Source organism: Arthrobacter sp. TMN-49 (assembly GCF_054511095.1).
In genome coordinates this window covers 54,317-71,873 of the sequence record NZ_JBTNDH010000007.1, presented here as the reverse complement: position 1 = coordinate 71,873, position 17,557 = coordinate 54,317, and the positions used below count along the sequence as shown (strand labels likewise).

Here is a 17,557-nt window from a genome sequence, read left to right as displayed (position 1 = left end):
TCCCACAGATCAGCACGCACGGTATAAAACAACATAGAAATTGTGCCTGATTCCACAAATATCCCCGAGCGGCTGAGGGATTAGTGTAAGTTCAATTTGAGTCACATCAGTAACATTGTTACCAATAGCATCATCCGTAACGGAAACCTTGAGGTCTGCATCCATGACACCCCCACGTGCTTCGACCACCGCCAGCAAGCAGCTCGCAGCAGTAGCCACAGCCGCAATTCCGGTGGTTATGCTGTCCTCCCTAGCCATGGCCGCGCCCGCAACGGCGGCCCCGGTCAAGACCCAATCGGCACCTCACGGTGCCATCGACGGCAAGAGTGTCCTGGCCGCAATCCAGGCACGCACGGCCACCGGCACCAGCATCTCGGCAGCTGTCGTGGCAACGTCAGTGCCCCGCGGCGTCACGGCCAAGGCGCCCATTACTGCACAGAGCCCCACGGCCATCAAGCACACGGTTGCCGCGGGCGACACGGTCTCGGCAATTGCTACCCGGTACGGGGTCTCCACAGAGTCCGTACTGACTCGCAACAAGATCTCCGCCACCACGGTCATTCACCCCGGCAAGGTCTTGACCATTTCCGGCCCCACGGCAGGGACGGCAGCGTCGGCCCCAAGCTCCACAACGGCGACCGCGGCCGCGAGCTACACGGTCCGCAGCGGCGATACCCTCAGCGGAGTTGCCGCCCAGCACAACGTCAGCCTGGCAACAGTCTTTTCCTTGAACGGGCTCAATGGCAGTTCTGTCATCCATCCGGGCCAAAAGATCAAGGTCGGTGGCCAGGCAGCGGCGGCTGCGCCGTCGAGCACCACGGTCAAGACGGCCAAGGCCGCCACCGGCAAGAAATATGTCATCAAGGCCGGCGACACGCTCTCAGCCATTGCCGCCAGCCAAAACGTGAGCCTTTCGGCATTGGCCTCCGCCAACAGCATGGATCTCAAGACACCCATTTACGCGGGAAAAACCTTGGTGATCCCCGGAATTGCCAGCGCCGCCAGCGACATGGTGGCCTTGGCCCCGTCAGCGGCAGCACCGGCTACCCTGACACCGGATCAGGAGGTGCCCAGCACGTTCCTGCACTACGTCTACCCCGATGCTGTTGTCAGTGACGCCAACAAGAATAAGGCAGCCCTCTTGGCGGCGCCGGCACCGAACCAGGCGCAGATGAAGGAACTGGTGGCCAGCACGGCAGCGAGCATGGGCGTCGATCCGGCCCTGGCTATGGCGTTCGCGCAGCAGGAATCCGGATTCAACCACCAGTCAGTCTCCCCCGCCAACGCCATTGGCACCATGCAGGTCATCCCCGATGCCGGGGAATGGGCTGCAGGATTGGTCGGACGGAAGCTGAACCTGCTGGACCCGCAGGACAATGTCACAGCAGGCATCGCCATTATTCGTGCACTTCAAAAGGGTGCCGACACTGAGGATCTGGCCATTGCCGGTTACTACCAGGGCCAGTATTCGGTGAGTGTGCACGGCTTGTTTGACGACACCGTCAATTACGTGGCCGGGATCAAGGCCAACCGCGAGCTTTTCCGCTAAAGGTGTTTTCACCGGGTATTTTAGCCCGCTAAAGTACGCTCTCAACGAAAAGGGACCCCCGGCACTGTGTTGCTTGCGGTCCCTTTTCGTTTCAACTCATAAGCTGTAAGAGTGCAAGATCCCGCAGCTGACCCCCTGATCGGGTCCACCGTTGATGAACGCTACCTGGTTTTGTCCAAGGTGGCCCATGGCGGCATGTCCACGGTGTATCTGGCCAAGGACCTGCGCCTTCATAGAAATATTGCCCTGAAGATCCTGCACCCGCATCTGGCCACCGACGCCGCCTTCATTGCCCGGCTGCAACGGGAAGCCCAAAGCGCCGCAAGCCTCTCGCACCCCCATGTGGTGCAAATCCATGACCATGGTGTGGGCCCGCAGCACGCCTACCTGGTCTTTGAATTCATCGACGGCCACACGCTGCGTGATGTTATCAATCAACGCGGCGCCCTGAGTCCACGGCAGGCCCTGGACTTGCTGGACCCGATCGTTGAGGGCCTGGCCGCGGCGCATAACGCCAGCCTGGTGCACCGTGATGTGAAACCCGAAAACGTGCTGATTTCACGGCAGGGCTGGGTCAAGATCGGTGACTTCGGCTTGTCCCGTGCTGTCACCACCAACACCAACACGGGCACCCTGCTGGGTACCGTGGGCTACATTGCCCCCGAACTTGCCCAAGGCGACAACGGCGATGCCCGCAGCGATATTTACTCCGCCGGCATCATGCTGTACGAACTGCTCACAGGTGTTCAGCCCTTCCGCGGCACCATGCCGGTTGCCGTGGTCATGGCGCACATTCAGGACGACGTCCCGGCACCTTCCCTTGCCGTGCCCGGTCTCCCTCCCGTCATGGACGAACTGGTGCGCTACATGACGGAGAAGGATCCCGACCATAGGCCCGCCGACGGCGCCGCACTACTGGAGGATCTGCGCCACATCCGCCAGACGCTTTCCCCGGCCGAGCTGGACTTCGGCGGCACAACCGCCGCTCAACGCCCCGTTCTTGGCACCAACGCCAACACCGAGGTTATTTCCCAGGCGACAACAGCCCTGCCCAGCGATCACACCAGCGTGATCGCCTCCCCCAGCTTCCCCACCTCGGTTCTGCCGCCATCTTCGATGCTGTATGCCGAGGATCCCGGCACATACGCGGACGACGTCGGAAACACCAGTGCCGAGCACATCGGCGCCCGCTCCTACGCTCAGGCAGGTGACGGCAGCTCCGCGCCCGCCCTGTCCAAGCGCCAAGCCAGCGCCGAAGCCAAGGCCCGCGCCAAGGCTGCGGCCACGCCGCAAAGAGTTCTTGGCCCGAAGAACCCCCGGCGCAGGGCCCTGTTGTGGGGCCTGCTGGTGGTGGCGCTGTTCTTCATTGTTGCAGTTGCTGGCTGGTTCCTGGCCCTGGGCCCGGGGGCCCTGTCAACAGTCCCTGACGTTCACAACAAGACGGTGCCCCAGGCCCAGGAACTCCTGAACGCGCAAGGGTTCGAACTGCTGCCAACCGCGAACGTCTTCGACGAGAAGGTTGCTGCCGGATTCGTGGTGGCCACCGACCCCGGCGCCGGGGAATCGATTCGCAAGTTTCAATCAGTGACCCTACAAGTCTCGGCAGGACCTGTCCTGTACGAGATCCCCACCGTGACGGGCCAGCCCCTGGCCGAGGCCAAAAAACTCCTCACCGACGCCAGCCTGGCCGTGGGCACCGTCACGGAGACGTTCGATGAGAAGGTGCCAGCCGGCGTCGTCCTGCGTCAAGACCCGGCCGCTGGGAAAGAATTCCGGGCCAACACCAAGGTGAACCTTGTCGCGTCCAAGGGACCCAAGCCCATCCCCGTCCCTGCCGTGGCAGGCAAAACAGAGGCCGACGCGGTGGCGGCGCTGAAGGCTGTGGGCCTGGTGCCGGCGATCGTGCCCGAGCGCGCCAACAGCGCCACCGTTCCCAGCGGTTCGGTGATCTCCCAAACCCCGGCGTCGGGCAATCTTACCGCCGGCGGCGCCGTCACCCTGACGCTGTCCAAGGGGCCGCGGATGATCCCGGTGCCCAGCCTTGTGGGCAAGCAGGTTGACGCCGCCACCAAGACTCTTGAGGATCTTGGTTTCAAGGTTGATGTTCAGAAGCTGCTGGGTGGATTCTTTGGCACTGTGCGTTTCCAGACGCCCGACGGCGGCGAAGCCCCGGAAGGCTCCACCATCGTGCTCCAAGTCATCTAACTCCGCGGCAGTGGCGGCGATGGGTAAGGCCCCGTCCGAGTCCAGCGCATAACCTCAAATAAAGAAACGCTGCCCGGCACTTTTTGCAAAGTGCGGGGCAGCGTTCATTTCCAGCGGGTGTTACTTAGACTTGCCCAGCGCCTCGGCGACCAGGAACGCCATTTCCAGTGACTGCTTGTGGTTCAGGCGCGGGTCGCACACGGACTCGTAGCCCGTCAGGAACGCTTCCTGGTCTACGGGGTCGGCGCCGCCGAGGCACTCCGCCACGTCGTCGCCTGTCATCTCCACGTGCAGGCCGCCCGGGAAGGTGCCCTGCGCCTGGTGAACTTCGAAGAAGCCCCGAACTTCATCGATGACGTCGTCGAAGTTGCGCGTCTTGTAGCCGTTGGGCGAGGTGACGGTGTTGCCGTGCATGGGGTCGGTGACCCACAGCACCTGCGCACCGGAGGCCGTGACCTTCTCCACCAGATTCGGCAACTTCTCGCGAATATTGGTGGCACCCATGCGCGTGATGAACGTCAGGCGTCCGGGTTCGCGGTTCGGGTCAAGCTTTTCAATGAGACGCAAGGCGTCATCGGCTGAGGTGGTGGGGCCAAGCTTTACACCGATCGGGTTGCGGACCCGGGAGAGGAAGTCAACGTGGGCCTGGTCCAGGTCGCGGGTGCGCTCACCAATCCACAGGAAGTGTGCCGAGGTGTCGTAGGGCAGTCCCGTCCGCGAATCGATGCGGGTCAGGGCACGCTCGTAGTCAAGCAGCAAGGCCTCGTGGCTGGCGAAGAATTCAACAGTCTTCAGCGCCTCAAAGTCAGCACCGCATGACGCCATGAACTTGATGGCGTTGTCGATGTCCTTGGCGAGCCGCTCGTAGCGGCTGTGCGCCGGATTGGAGGTGAAGCCCTTGTTCCACTCGTGCACGCTGCGCAGATCGGCGAAGCCGCCCTGCGTGAACGCACGGATCAGATTCAAGGTCGAAGCCGAGGTGTGGTAGGCCTTGAGCATGCGGGCCGGATCGTGGTGCCGGGACTCCGGTGTGAAGTCGTAACCGTTCACGATGTCGCCACGGTATGCCGGCAGCGTCACGCCGTCGCGCGTTTCGTCATTGGAGGAGCGCGGCTTGGCGAACTGTCCGGCCATGCGGCCCATCTTGATGACGGGCAGCTGGGCACCGTAGGTCAACACGACCGCCATCTGCAAAATGGTCTTTACACGGGCGCTGATCTTATCCGCCGTGGCGGCTTCGAACGTCTCGGCACAGTCGCCGCCCTGGAGCAGGAACGCCTTACCCTGGGCGGCCTGGGCCAAGCGTGAACGCAAAACGTCCACTTCACCGGCGAATACCAGCGGCGGCAGAACGGAGAGTTCCTTTACCGTGGGCTCAAACGTCGGGGATTCGGACCACGTCGGTTGCTGGGCAATAGGCAGCTCGCGCCAAGCATCCAGGCCCGGATATACGGCAGCACCGGGGACGGAATTTTCGCCAGCGGGTGCTTGTGTCGAGGTAAAAGTTAGATCAGTCACCCCTTAAGCCTATCCCCCCGCGGGACTCCCTAGAAACCAGTCCATGTCCTGAGATGGCCCCCGGCGTATCTGCTGTCCGTCGGAGCCGGGACGTGACGCTTATTCGCTAGGTTCTTGCCCGTCTTCGGGGGTAGCGGCCGGGGGCTGGGCGGCGTTCTTTTTGGCACCGATGACAGTCACCGTGCCGGGCAAGACTGTCGGCTTCGGTTCCAAGCGCACGGCGTCGCCGGGGTTCTTTGCCTCGCCGGTGGCGGCTTCCCCGACGGCGGTGGCGTCCTTGCCGGGGGTTGCCTTGGCGCTCTTGTCGGCCTTCTCGGCGGCCAGCTTTTCCTTCACGGTGGTGGCGTAGGAGTCAACGTACTCCTGGCCGGAGAGGCGCATCAGCTCATACATGATCTCATCCGTGACGGATCGCTGAACGAACCTGTCATCGGCCATGCCCTGGTACCGGCTAAAGTCCATGGGCTCACCAAAAATCACGCCAAGGCGGCGAATGGTGGGGATGCGCCGGCCAATGGGCTGGACCTTGTCGGTGCCAATCATGGCCACAGGAATGACCGGCACATTGGCCGTCAGCACCAGCTTGGCGACGCCCACTTTGCCGCGGTAGAGCCTGCCATCGGGGCTGCGTGTTCCCTCGGGATAGATCCCCAGAAGTCCGCCGTCCTTGAGGACCTGAACACCCGTGTCCAAGGAACCCGCCGAAGCGGCGCCCCCCGAACGGTCCATGGGCAACTGATTGGTGAGCTTAAAGAAGGCGGCCGTGAGCCGGCCCTTGATGCCCCTGCCGGTGAAGTAGTCACTCTTGGCCAGAAACACCACAGGCCGCGGCACCATTAAGGGCATGAAGATGGAGTCGGAAAACGACAAGTGGTTGCTGGCCAGCACTGCCGGACCCTCGGCAGGCAGGTTGTCCAGGCCCTTAGTCCAGGGACGGAACAGCACCTTCAAGACCGGGCCCAGAAAAATCTTCTTCAATACCCAATAGATCACTGCGGAGTTCCTCCTCTGGCGCTCCCGGTCGCAAACAGACCGAGTTCAGTGCGGTACCCCCGCTATGGACGTACCAACAGTAGTCTAGTGACAGCGGCACAAATTCGTGCACAGCCCAGCCGTGCCAATTAAAGCAATTCATCCGGTGATCCAGACCGGGCAGGAAAGGGGCCATCATCATGGCGCAATCGTTCCGTTCGGAAGGGCACGGGGACTTGGCCCGTGTTGGTGTGGCTGTCTGCCACGGTTTCACCGGCTCAACGCTTAGCATGCAGGGGTGGAGCGATCATTTGGCCAACGAAGGATTCGCCGTGAACATGCCCCTGCTGGCCGGCCACGGCACCACTTGGCAGGAGCTGTCCAAAACCCCGTGGGAACACTGGTACAGGGATTTTGAGGCATCCTACCTGGAGCTGGCGGCACGGTGCGAGAGCGTTTTCGTTGCGGGCATGTCCATGGGTGGGGCCCTGGCCCTGCGGGTGGCGGCACTGCACCCGGTGGCCGGGGTGGCCGTGGTTAACCCGGGCCTGACGTTCAGTGACCCGCGGGCCAAATACTCCGGACTGCTGAAATGGCTGCTCAAGAGCGTGCCAGCCATCGGGGACGACATCAAACTGCCCGGGATCACCGAAGGGGCCTACACCCGCACACCTGTTGCCGCCGTGCACGAACTGTCCCAACTCTTTGCCGACACCGTCTCGCTGTTGCCGAAGGTTACGGCACCAACCCTCGTGTTCCGGTCGAGCGTGGATCATGTGGTGCCCGACTCCAGCATTTCCGTGCTGGAAGAGAACCTCACCAACGCCCCTTTGCAGCTCGTGCCGCTGGAAAACAGTTACCATGTAGCCACCATGGACAACGACGCACCCTTGATCTTTTCCCAGTCAGCTGACTTCTTTCGGAGGAACATTCATGCACTCTGACCCCGGCGCGGGCACGCCGCACCCCGGCGGCACTGACGATGAGGTGTGGCGCGATCTTGTAGCCCGCCTGGAAGAAGCCGAGGACTCCTTCTTATCCGCACCCGAGGAGCCAGGCACGCCGTCGGGCGGGCCTGACGCCAAGGGCGTGACAGACTTTGACCCCTTGGGTGTGTGGCAGCGCCAGGCGGCGTCCGCCGAGCCGCCCATGGGGCCCCGCGACTACGTTGCCGCGGACGACGAGGACTTCGTGCCCGAAGAGCTACCCAGCCTTGCCAATGCCGAACCGGCCATCATGTTGTCCTGGATTGGCGCCGCCGGCGGGCCCATTTTCTTGGTGATTGCAGCCATTTTTTGGCGTCAGATCCCCACTATGCTTGTCATTGCCGTGGTAGCGGCGTTTTTGGCCGGCACCGGCTACTTGCTGTACCGGCTACCCAACCACCGCGATCATGACAGCGGCGACGGCGCCGTCGTCTAGTCACTGCCGGGGTGACCCTGCGCCCTGACCCGAGCTAAGTCGGCTGCGCCGATCAAGCCCGCCGACGGACCCAAATGCGCAACGGTGATGCGGGCTTCCTTCCTGAAGCCCCGTCCAGTGAGGTTCCGGGCGAAGGCGCGGCGGGTCGGCTCCAGGAGCAGCTCCCCGGCGGTGCTGAGGCCTCCGCCAATGATGAACAACGCCGGATCCAAGGCCGCGGCCAAATTGGCGATGCCCAGGCCAAGCCAGTCCCCCACCTCGGCCACAAGTTCCTTGGCCGTCGCCTCACCTTGCAAGGCAAGCTCGGTGACAACAGTGCCCGTGATGTCCTTGCTGCGTCCGTTGACAGCCCCCAACAACCCGGCGGCCATGGGTGAGTGTTTTTTGGCGAGCTCCCGGCCCTCGCGGCCCAACGCGTTTCCTGAGGCGTACTGTTCCCAACAACCGCGATTGCCGCATTCACAGCGGTGACCACCGGGCATGATGATTTGATGGCCAAACTCGCCAGCCATGCCAAAACTGCCCCGTTCCACCCGGCCGTCCATGACCAAGGCTCCCCCAATCCCGGTTCCCAACGTCAACATCACTATCCTGTCCTGGCCGCGGCCGGCACCAAAGCGCCATTCAGCCCACCCGGCGGCGTCGGCGTCGTTGGTCACCAGGACGGGCCTGTTCAGCATCGCCTCGAGGGTGTCACGCAGGGGCTCCTCGCGCCACGCCAGGTGCGGGCTGAAGACCACAGTTGCCCCATCCAGGTCCATCCACCCGGCGGCACCGATGCCGATGGACTCCACATTATATTTCGAGTCGAGTTCGTTGACCAGCTCCACGATGACAGTTTCCACGGCACGGGCGTCCCGGCCGGGTGTGTCGCGGCGTACTTGCGCCAAGATGGTGCCGTTGCCGTCCACGACCCCCGCGGCCACTTTGGTGCCCCCAATGTCAATGCCCAGCGCCAGGCCGGTGTGGCCGCGGGGGCTGGCGGGCGACGGTGAAAAAGGCTCGATATTCAGCGTCGGGACCCCGGAGTCGGTGCGTGGCAGTTGCATTGGCCCATTCTAGTCAACACCGCCAACGCATTCACTGGAATTGAAAGTGTGAGCCCCGCAACATAATGTTACTGGTGAGTAACATTTTTTTCCGGCAGCGGGCCGCCATGCCGGATAGAGTGAAGCAACACTAACGCAGGCCCACATATCGAAGGAGCTATTGTGCAAGAGTTTTCTGTTCCGGCCAAGGTAATCAGCCCGCCCACCATGAACGTCACCGATTTCGTGATCCGCCAGGCAAAGATGCCCAGCAACCCGCCACTTTTCTCCCGGCGCAATGACGATCATGTGTGGGTTGACGTCTCAGCCAAGGAGTTCCATGCCGACGTCTGCGCCATTGCCAAGGGCTTGATTGCCTCAGGCATTAACGTTGGCGACAGGGTCGGCATCATGGCCCGCACCCGCTACGAATGGTCCCTGGTGGACTTTGCCATCTGGTTTGCTGGCGCCGTCTCGGTGCCGATCTACGAAACCTCCTCCCCGTCCCAGGTGGCCTGGAACCTTGGCGATTCCGAAGCTGTTGCCGTCTTTGCCGAATCCGGCACTCATGAGAACATCATCCGCCAGGCAGCACACAACGAGGGCCTGGGCGCCCTGGCCCACGTGTGGCAGCTGGAAGGTGATGGCCTGGATGCCCTGCGCACGGTCGGCAAGGACGTCGCCGATGACACCCTTGAAGCAGCCCGCACAGCGAACGGTCTGGCCGATGTGGCCACCATCATCTACACCTCAGGCACGACCGGGCGCCCCAAGGGTTGCATGTTGATGCACTCAAACTTTGTGGAGCTCAGCGAAAATGCCTTGGCCGTGCTCGGCTCCACGGTGGTGCCCCCGGGCTCGCAAACCATCATGTTCCTGCCGTTGGCCCACGTTTTTGCCCGCTACATCTCGGTACTGGCCGTGGCTGGAGGTGCCAAAGTTGGTCACACACCCGACATCAAGCACCTTTTGGAGGATCTCCAGAGCTTCAAACCAACATTCATCTTGGCCGTGCCGCGTGTCTTTGAAAAGGTGTACAACTCAGCAACTCTCAAGGCCGAGAGCGAGGGCAAAGGCAAGATCTTTGCCGCAGCCACCAAGACAGCCATTGAGTTCTCCCGAGCATCGCAGACCGGCAAGGTTGGCATGGGCCTCAAGCTCAAGCACCTGGTGTTTGACAAGCTTGTCTACGTCAAGCTGCGCAACGCCATGGGCGGCAACGTCCGCCACGCCGTCTCCGGCGGTGGCCCGCTGGGCGAACGTCTCGGCCACTTCTTCCAGGGCATCGGACTGCAGATTCTGGAGGGCTACGGGCTCACCGAAACCACTGCCCCCATTACCGTGAACCGGCCCGAGCACATCAGGATCGGCACAGTGGGTGCCCCCCTGCCCGGCAATGCCGTGAAGATAGCTGACGACGGCGAGATCCTTACCAAGGGCGTGTGCGTCATGAAGGGCTACTTTGGCCGCGAAGACCTCACCGCTGAAACTTTTGTTGACGGCTGGTTCAGGACCGGAGACATTGGCCAGCTCGATGACGAGGGTTTTTTGACGATCACGGGGCGCAAGAAGGAAATCATTGTCACCTCAGGTGGCAAGAACGTGGTTCCGGCGCTGCTGGAAGACCAGATTCGTGCAGATGCGATTGTGTCCCAGTGTGTGGTGATTGGCGACCAGCGCCCGTTCATCGCCGCTATCGTCACCATCGATGAGGAGGCGCTGCCGCAGTGGGGCAAGGCTCACGGCCTCAGCATTGGCATCAGCGTCGCCGCGGCCGCCAAGGATCCCATTGTTATTGCAGCCGTGCAGGGCGCCGTCTCCAGGGCCAACAGCACTGTTTCTGCCGCTGAAGCCATCAAGCAGTTCAGGATCGTGGACACTGACTTCACCGAGACCTCCGGGCACCTCACACCGTCCATGAAGGTCAAGCGGGCCCAGGTGCTCAAGGACTTTGAAACCGTGGTGGATGAGATCTACCTGAGCAAGAAACCGGTCTAGCCACACCCGAACTGACCCGCCACACCCGAACTGACCCGCAGAAAACGCCGAGAATCGCGGTAAAACCGCGAATTCTCGGCGTTTTCTGCGGGTCAGTTCCGTTTTATGAAATGACTGCCAGCAAGTCTCCGCCTTGGACCTGGGCGATCCCGTTGACGGCCAGACGGGACACGGTGCCGCCCACCGGCGTCGTGATGGAAGCTTCCATCTTCATGGCCTCGATGGTGGCAATGGTGGCGCCGGCGGCAACCACGTCGCCCACGTCAACCTTCAGGCTCACAGCCCCGGCGAACGGCGCAGCAACCTGACCGGCGACCGAATCGTCGGCCTTCTCGGCAGCCTTGACGGTGCTTTCAATGCTGCGATCGCGCACAGAGACCGGACGGCTTTGACCGTTGAGCTTACACGTGACGGTGCGCATGCCCTTTTCGTCGGCCTCGGAGATGGTCTCCAGCGCAGCAATCAGGCGCACACCCTTGCCCAAGGCCATGACGTGTTCCACGCCGCGGCGCAGGCCGTAGAGGTAGTCTCGGGTATCCAGCACGGAGACGTCACCGTACGTCTTGCGGACACTCTCAAATTCCTTGGTGGGGCCGGCAAAGAGCAGCCGGTTCAAGGCTGCACGGCGGGTGGAGCTGTCCCCGGCAAGCTCGGCGCTGTCCTGCGCGCTGAGCGTGCCCATGCGCTCAACAACTGTGCGCCCCTGCAGAGCCTTGGTGCGGAACGGTTCGGGCCAGCCGCCGGGAGGCGTGCCGAGTTCCCCGCCCAGGAATCCAATCACGGAGTCGGGGATGTCGTAGTTTTGCGGGTTCGCCTCGAAGTCGGCCGGGTCGGCCTTGATGCCCACCAGGTGCAGGGCCAAATCGCCCACCACCTTTGACGACGGCGTGACCTTGACCAGGTGCCCCAGGATCCTGTCAGCTGCCGTGTACATGTCTTCGATTTCCTCGAACCGCTCCCCCAGGCCCAGGGCGATGGCCTGCTGGCGCAGGTTGGAGAGCTGGCCGCCGGGGATTTCGTGCAGGTACACACGGCCCGTGGGTGCCGCCAGGCCCGATTCAAACGGTGCGTACAGGCGCCGCACGGCCTCCCAGTAGGGTTCCAGCGAGCTGATCGCGGCCAGGTCAATGCCTGTGTCGCGTTCGGTGTGGGCGAGGGCTGCCACGAGGGCCGAGGCTGAGGGCTGGCTGGTGGTGCCAGCCAGCGCCGCCGAGGCGACGTCAACGGCGTCGACCCCTGCATCGATGGCTGCCATCAGCGTCGCCAATTGGCCGCCCGCCGTGTCATGGGTGTGCAGGTGGACGGGCAAGTCAAAGCGTTCGCGCAGGGCCGTGACCAGCTTGGCGGCGGCGGCCGGGCGCAGCACCCCTGCCATGTCCTTGATGGCCAGGATGTGCGCGCCGGCATCGACGATGCGCTGTGCCAAATCCAGGTAGTAGTCAAGGGTGTAGATTGACTCTGCCGGGTCCAGCAGGTCACCCGTGTAGCACAGGGCAACTTCGGCAACCGCTGTCCCCGTGGCACGCACTGCCTTGATGGCAGGTTCCATCTGGTCACCGTCGTTGAGGGCGTCGAAGATGCGGAAGATGTCGATGCCGCTGGCGGCTGCTTCGGCCACGAAGGCGTCCGTTACCTCGGCCGGGTACGGTGTGTAGCCGACCGTGTTGCGGCCACGCAGCAGCATTTGCAGACATACATTGGGCAGGGCCTGACGCAGTTTCGCCAGGCGCTGCCACGGGTCCTCACCCAGGAAACGCAGGGAAACATCGTAGGTGGCGCCGCCCCACGCCTCAACGGAGAGCAGCTGGGGCGTCAGCACCGACACTGCCGGTCCTGCCGCCAACAAGTCCCGGGTGCGCACCCGGGTGGCCAGCAGGGACTGGTGCGCGTCACGGAAGGTGGTGTCGGTGACGGCCACAGCCGTTTGTGCGCGCAGGGCTGCGGCGAACCCCTCCGGGCCCAGCTCAGCCAGCTGTTGGCGTGAACCTGCGGGCGCCAACGCCACATCGACCTCGGGCAGCTTGCGGGCCGGGTCTTCCAGCACCGCCAGCTCGCCGTGCGGCTTGTTGACCGTGACGTCCGCCAGCCACGTCAGCAGCTTGGTGCCGCGGTCCGAGGACACGTGCGAGCTCAGCAGCTCGGGGCGCTCATCAATGAAGGACGTTGCCACGTCGCCGGCGTTGAACGCGGGGTCCTCGAGCACAGCCTGCAGGAAGGAGATGTTGGTGGAGACGCCGCGGATACGGAATTCGGCAAGTGCCCGGCGGGCACGGGCCACGGCGGCCGGGTAGTCGCGGCCACGGCAGGTGAGCTTGACCAGCATCGAGTCAAAGTGCGGGCTGATCTCGGCCCCTGCGTAGATGGTGCCGCCGTCGAGCCTGATCCCGGCGCCACCGGCAGAACGGTAGGTGGTGATGGTGCCGACGTCGGGGCGGAAGCCGTTGGCGGGGTCCTCGGTGGTGATGCGGCACTGCAGGGCGGCACCCTTGACATGGATGTTCTCCTGCGTCAGGCCAAGATCGGCCAGGGTTTCCCCGGCAGCGATCCGCAACTGGGCCTGGACCAGGTCCACATCGGTGATCTCCTCGGTGACTGTGTGCTCCACCTGGATGCGCGGGTTCATCTCAATGAACACGTGCTGACCGGCCCGCTCGCCCACCGTGTCAACCAGGAACTCCACCGTGCCGGCGTTGACATAGCCCATGGCCTTGGCGAACTTGACGGCGTCGCTGTGCAGGGCCTTGCGGATGTTTTCATCCAGGTTCGGTGCCGGCGCAATTTCAATGACTTTTTGGTGGCGGCGCTGCAGGGAACAGTCACGCTCAAAGAGGTGCACGACGTTGCCTTCACCGTCGGCAAGGATCTGGACCTCAATGTGGCGTGGACGCAACACGGCTTGTTCTAAGAACATGGTGGCATCGCCAAATGCGGAGTCTGCCTCACGCATGGCCGCCTTCAAAGCTTCCTCAAGGTCTTCGGGCTTGTCCACCCGGCGCATGCCGCGCCCGCCACCGCCTGCCACAGCCTTGGCGAAGATGGGGAAGCCGATCTCCTGGGCCGAGGCCAGCAGTTCTTCCAGATTGTCACTGGGGGCGCTGGACTTGAGCACCGGAATGCCAGCCTTGCGGGCCGCGTTCAGGGCATGGACCTTGTTGCCCGTCAGCTCCAGGACTTCAGCCGGAGGGCCAACGAAGGTGATGCCGGCCTCTTTGGCCGCTGCGGCAAGTTCCGGGTTTTCCGACAGGAAGCCGTAGCCGGGGTAGATGGCGTCCGCACCGGCTTCCCTGGCCACGCGAATCACCTCTGCCACGTCCAGGTAGGCCCTGACAGGGTGGCCCTCTTCACCGATCAGGTAGGCCTCATCAGCCTTTTGGCGGTGGATGGACGTCCTGTCTTCGTAGGGGAAGACGGCAACAGTCTTGGCGCCAAGCTCGTAGCTTGCCCGGAAGGCACGGATGGCAATTTCGCCGCGATTGGCTACCAGAATCTTCGAGAACATCTCACTCCTGTGTGAACGATGGTGTGGTGGCACATACGTCAAGAACTGAAGTACGCGGATCACATTCGAGAGCACGGTGTTCGGCGCCTTGTGAGCTCCGAAACCGTACCGCCTTGAAAAAAACTCATGCTGTGTTGCGACACAAAGTGGTGCCAGTGTCACCCCGCCAGCTGCTGCGCACCAAATCGTGTGGCGCAGTTCACTGCTGGCAGCGTAACAAACGATTCTGCCACAGGACGTTGTGCCCCCGCCCCTATGGCCTAACCGGATCTGTTGGGCCCCTGCCTCCGAGGCCTAGCCGGATCTGTTGGGCCCCTGCCTCCGAGGGACCCGACTTTTGGGTCGCTTGCGACCCAAAAGTTGGGAGGAGGCAGGGACTAGAAGACTTCCGCCAGTTCCTCGAGCGAGGGGCACGAACACACCAGGTTCCTGTCACCGAACGCCTGGTCAACGCGTCGCACGACGGGCCAATACTTGGCCCGCGGATCCACACCCGCCGGGAAGACGGCGTCTTCGCGGCTGTAGGGGTGCTCCCACTCCTGGGTGATGCTTTGGGCAGTATGCGGGGCGTTGACCAGCGGATTGTCCGCAGCAGGCCACAGCCCGTCCTGGACGGCGGCGATTTCCTTGCGGATGGAAATCATGGCGTTGATGAAACGGTCAATCTCACCCAAGTCCTCGGACTCGGTGGGCTCCACCATCAGCGTGCCAGCCACCGGGAAGGACATGGTCGGGGCGTGGAAGCCGTAGTCGATCAGTCGCTTGGCCACATCGTCAACTGTGACACCGGAATCTGCTGTGATGCCGCGCAGGTCCAGGATGCACTCGTGCGCCACCAAATCGTGGGCGCCCGTGTACAGCACCGGGTAGTGGTCGCCCAGGCGGCGGGCAATATAGTTCGCGGACAGGATCGCCGTCTGGGTGGCCAGGCGCAAGCCGTCCGGACCCATCATGCGAATGTAGGCCCAGGAGATGGGCAGGATCGACGCCGAACCGTACGGTGCGCTGGATACCAGACCCACCGAGGAGTCAACACCCAACTCACGGGCCGGCAGGTGCTTGGCCAGGTGTGCGCCCACGGCAACGGGCCCCACGCCGGGACCTCCACCGCCGTGCGGGATGCAGAACGTCTTGTGCAGGTTCAGGTGGGAAACGTCGGCACCAAACTTGCCCGGCTGGGCGAGGCCAACCAGAGCGTTAAGGTTAGCGCCGTCAACGTAAACCTGGCCTCCGGCGTCGTGAATCATGGCGCAGATGGTGCTGATCTCCGTCTCAAACACGCCATGGGTTGACGGGTAGGTGACCATGATGGCCGCCAGATCGTTCTCGTGGATGCTGATCTGGCGTTTGAGGTCATCGATGTCAATGTTGCCGAAACCGTCGGTGGCCACGGGCACAACCTTCAACCCGGCCATGACGGCCGACGCTGCGTTGGTGCCGTGGGCCGAGGTGGGGATCAGCACAATGTCACGGTCCGGGTTGCCGTTTTCCACGTGGTAGGCGCGGATGGCCATGAGGCCGGCGAACTCGCCCTGCGAGCCGGCGTTGGGCTGCACGGAGACGGCGTCATAACCGGTGATCTCGGCCAGCCAGGATTCCAGCTGCGTGGCCATTTCTACGATGCCGACGGTGTCGGAGGCGGGGGCAAACGGGTGCAGATTGGAAAACTCGGGCCAGCTGACGGCCGCCATCTCGGCCGTGGCGTTGAGCTTCATGGTGCACGAGCCCAGCGGGATCATGCCCCGGTCCAGCGCGTAGTCGGCGTCGGAAAGCTTGCGCAGGTAACGCAGCATCTGCGTCTCGGAGTTGTGCGCATGGAACACCTGGTTGCCCAGGTACTCCGTGGCCCGGGCGGGTGTTGGCAGGACGACGCCGGGCGCATCGGCAGTCTGGTCCGGCACCGTGGTGCCGAAAAGGCCCGCCAACGCCGCAATGTCGGCCTCGGTGGTGGTCTCATCCACGGCGATCTGCACGTGGTCGTGGTCAAGCTGGCGGAGCAGGTAGCCGGCCCTGTGGGCGGCGGCAACCAGCTCAGCTGCCGCGTGGCCGCTCGGTGCGGCGATCTTGATCTTGACCGTGTCAAAGAAGTTGGCGTGGACAACAGTGTGGCCGGATGCGGTTGCCAGCTGGGCCACGGCCTGCGCCCTGGTGTTGACGCGGGTGGCGATCTTTCGCAACCCTGCCGGCCCGTGGTAAACGGCGTACATGCCCGCCATGACGGCCAACAAAACCTGTGCTGTACAGATGTTGGAGGTGGCCTTTTCGCGGCGGATGTGCTGCTCACGGGTCTGCAGGGCCAGACGGTAGGCCTGGTTGCCGGCAGCATCCTTGGACACGCCCACCAGACGGCCGGGCAGGGACCGCTCAAGTCCCTTGCGCACAGCCATGTAGCCTGCGTGCGGGCCGCCGAAGCCCATGGGGACGCCGAAACGCTGCGAGGTACCAACAGCCACATCGGCTCCGAGCGCTCCGGGGGATTCCAACAAGGTCAGTGCCAGCAGATCGGCGGCAACAGCCACCACGGCCTTGCGCGCCTTGGCGGCGGCAATGATGGGTGCAATCTCGCGGACCCGGCCCGAATCGCCCGGGTATTGCAGGAGCACGCCAAAGAACTCAACCGCAGGGAGTTCGGCGTCGAAATCGTGAACCAGCAGGGGCAGGCCCATGGCCTTGGCGCGCGTGGTCACCACGGCCAGCGTTTGCGGGAACATATCAGCGTCAACCAGCAAAACGGCGTCGTCCGGGGCGGTGCGGTTGCTGCGGCGCATCAGGGCCACAGCCTCGGCGGCCGCAGTTCCCTCATCCAGCATGGAGGCGTTGGCCGTGAGCATGCCGCTCAAATCCGACACGACTGTTTGGAAATTCAGCAGCGCTTCAAGGCGCCCCTGGGAGATTTCAGGCTGGTAGGGCGTGTAGGCCGTGTACCAGGCGGGACTTTCGAGCACGTTGCGCGCAATGACACCGGGCGTGTGCGTGCCGTAGTAACCCTGGCCAAGGAAGGAGGTGTTGAGCGTGTTTTTACCCGCCAGGGCCCGCAATTCCGCGAGCATGGCCTCCTCGGAGACGGCTGGCTGGAGCTTCATCGGCTCCGTGGTGTAAATAGATTTTGGCAGCGCGGCGGCCGAAAGCTCCTCTAAAGAACCAAATTCAAGGGCTGTCAACATATGATGAATGTGGGGCTGCGCAGTAACCCCAATGTGTCGATCGCTAAAGACGGCCGACACAAGGTGGTTTGTGTTCTGGCGCCCGGGCAAAATATCTGGGGTGTTTGTCAATGGGTTCTCCAAGTCGCGAACGTTCCACAGCTATTGTATGTGTCAGGGCTATTCGCAGCAGCACAAGTTTGAGTAAGCAACGCAAAGGGTA

The 17,557-nt window shown here is 63.1% G+C and carries 10 protein-coding genes; 5 read left to right on the top strand and 5 right to left on the bottom strand.

The genetic code is table 11. The annotated features are described in order from the left end of the window. Positions 1–163 precede the first annotated feature (163 nt). Positions 164–1,549 (top strand): lytic transglycosylase domain-containing protein, encoded by a 1,386-nt coding sequence (locus ACX80E_RS04975; protein ID WP_459300800.1) that lies wholly within the window; start codon positions 164–166, stop codon positions 1,547–1,549. 111 nt (positions 1,550–1,660) lie between these two features. Next, on the top strand, positions 1,661–3,754 hold the full coding sequence (pknB, locus tag ACX80E_RS04970; protein WP_459300799.1) for a Stk1 family PASTA domain-containing Ser/Thr kinase: 2,094 nt from the start codon (positions 1,661–1,663) through the stop codon (positions 3,752–3,754). A 120-nt stretch (positions 3,755–3,874) separates the two neighbouring features. On the opposite strand, the gene ACX80E_RS04965 is transcribed toward pknB, so the two are convergent. Together ACX80E_RS04965 and ACX80E_RS04960 are read right to left on the bottom strand one after the other, a co-directional pair. Further along, the gene (locus ACX80E_RS04965) at positions 3,875–5,272 is read right to left on the bottom strand and encodes a class II 3-deoxy-7-phosphoheptulonate synthase (protein WP_459300798.1); all 1,398 of its coding nucleotides are present in this window, start codon (positions 5,270–5,272) and stop codon (positions 3,875–3,877) included. Between the two features lie 99 nt (positions 5,273–5,371). Next, positions 5,372–6,265, bottom strand: a complete 894-nt coding sequence (locus tag ACX80E_RS04960; protein ID WP_459300797.1) for a lysophospholipid acyltransferase family protein — start codon at positions 6,263–6,265, stop codon at positions 5,372–5,374. Positions 6,266–6,444: 179 nt separating this feature from the next. Here ACX80E_RS04960 and ACX80E_RS04955 point away from each other — a divergent pair, with 179 nt between their 5' ends. Further along, complete coding sequence (locus tag ACX80E_RS04955; protein WP_459300796.1) at positions 6,445–7,188, top strand: alpha/beta hydrolase; 744 nt, start codon at positions 6,445–6,447, stop codon at positions 7,186–7,188. Then, positions 7,178–7,666, top strand: a complete 489-nt coding sequence (locus ACX80E_RS04950; RefSeq protein ID WP_459300795.1) for a hypothetical protein — start codon at positions 7,178–7,180, stop codon at positions 7,664–7,666. The genes ACX80E_RS04955 and ACX80E_RS04950 overlap by 11 nt, the downstream gene beginning before the upstream one ends. Here ACX80E_RS04950 and ACX80E_RS04945 read toward each other — a convergent pair. Next, the gene (locus tag ACX80E_RS04945; RefSeq protein ID WP_459300794.1) at positions 7,663–8,715 is read right to left on the bottom strand and encodes an ROK family glucokinase; all 1,053 of its coding nucleotides are present in this window, start codon (positions 8,713–8,715) and stop codon (positions 7,663–7,665) included. The two genes, ACX80E_RS04950 and ACX80E_RS04945, sit on opposite strands and share 4 nt — an antisense overlap. A 162-nt stretch (positions 8,716–8,877) precedes the next feature. Here ACX80E_RS04945 and ACX80E_RS04940 point away from each other — a divergent pair, with 162 nt between their 5' ends. Continuing rightward, positions 8,878–10,692 carry an AMP-dependent synthetase/ligase gene (locus ACX80E_RS04940; protein WP_459300793.1) on the top strand — a complete coding sequence of 605 codons (1,815 nt, stop codon included), beginning with the start codon at positions 8,878–8,880 and terminating at the stop codon, positions 10,690–10,692. A gap of 103 nt (positions 10,693–10,795) precedes the next feature. Here the strand turns inward: ACX80E_RS04940 and ACX80E_RS04935 are convergent, their stop codons facing one another. Together ACX80E_RS04935 and gcvP are read right to left on the bottom strand one after the other, a co-directional pair. Next, complete coding sequence (locus ACX80E_RS04935) at positions 10,796–14,191, bottom strand: pyruvate carboxylase (RefSeq protein WP_459300792.1); 3,396 nt, start codon at positions 14,189–14,191, stop codon at positions 10,796–10,798. A 377-nt stretch (positions 14,192–14,568) separates the two neighbouring features. Then, positions 14,569–17,415 (bottom strand): aminomethyl-transferring glycine dehydrogenase, encoded by a 2,847-nt coding sequence (gene gcvP / locus ACX80E_RS04930; protein WP_459300835.1) that lies wholly within the window; start codon positions 17,413–17,415, stop codon positions 14,569–14,571. Between the last annotated feature and the right edge of the window lie 142 nt (positions 17,416–17,557).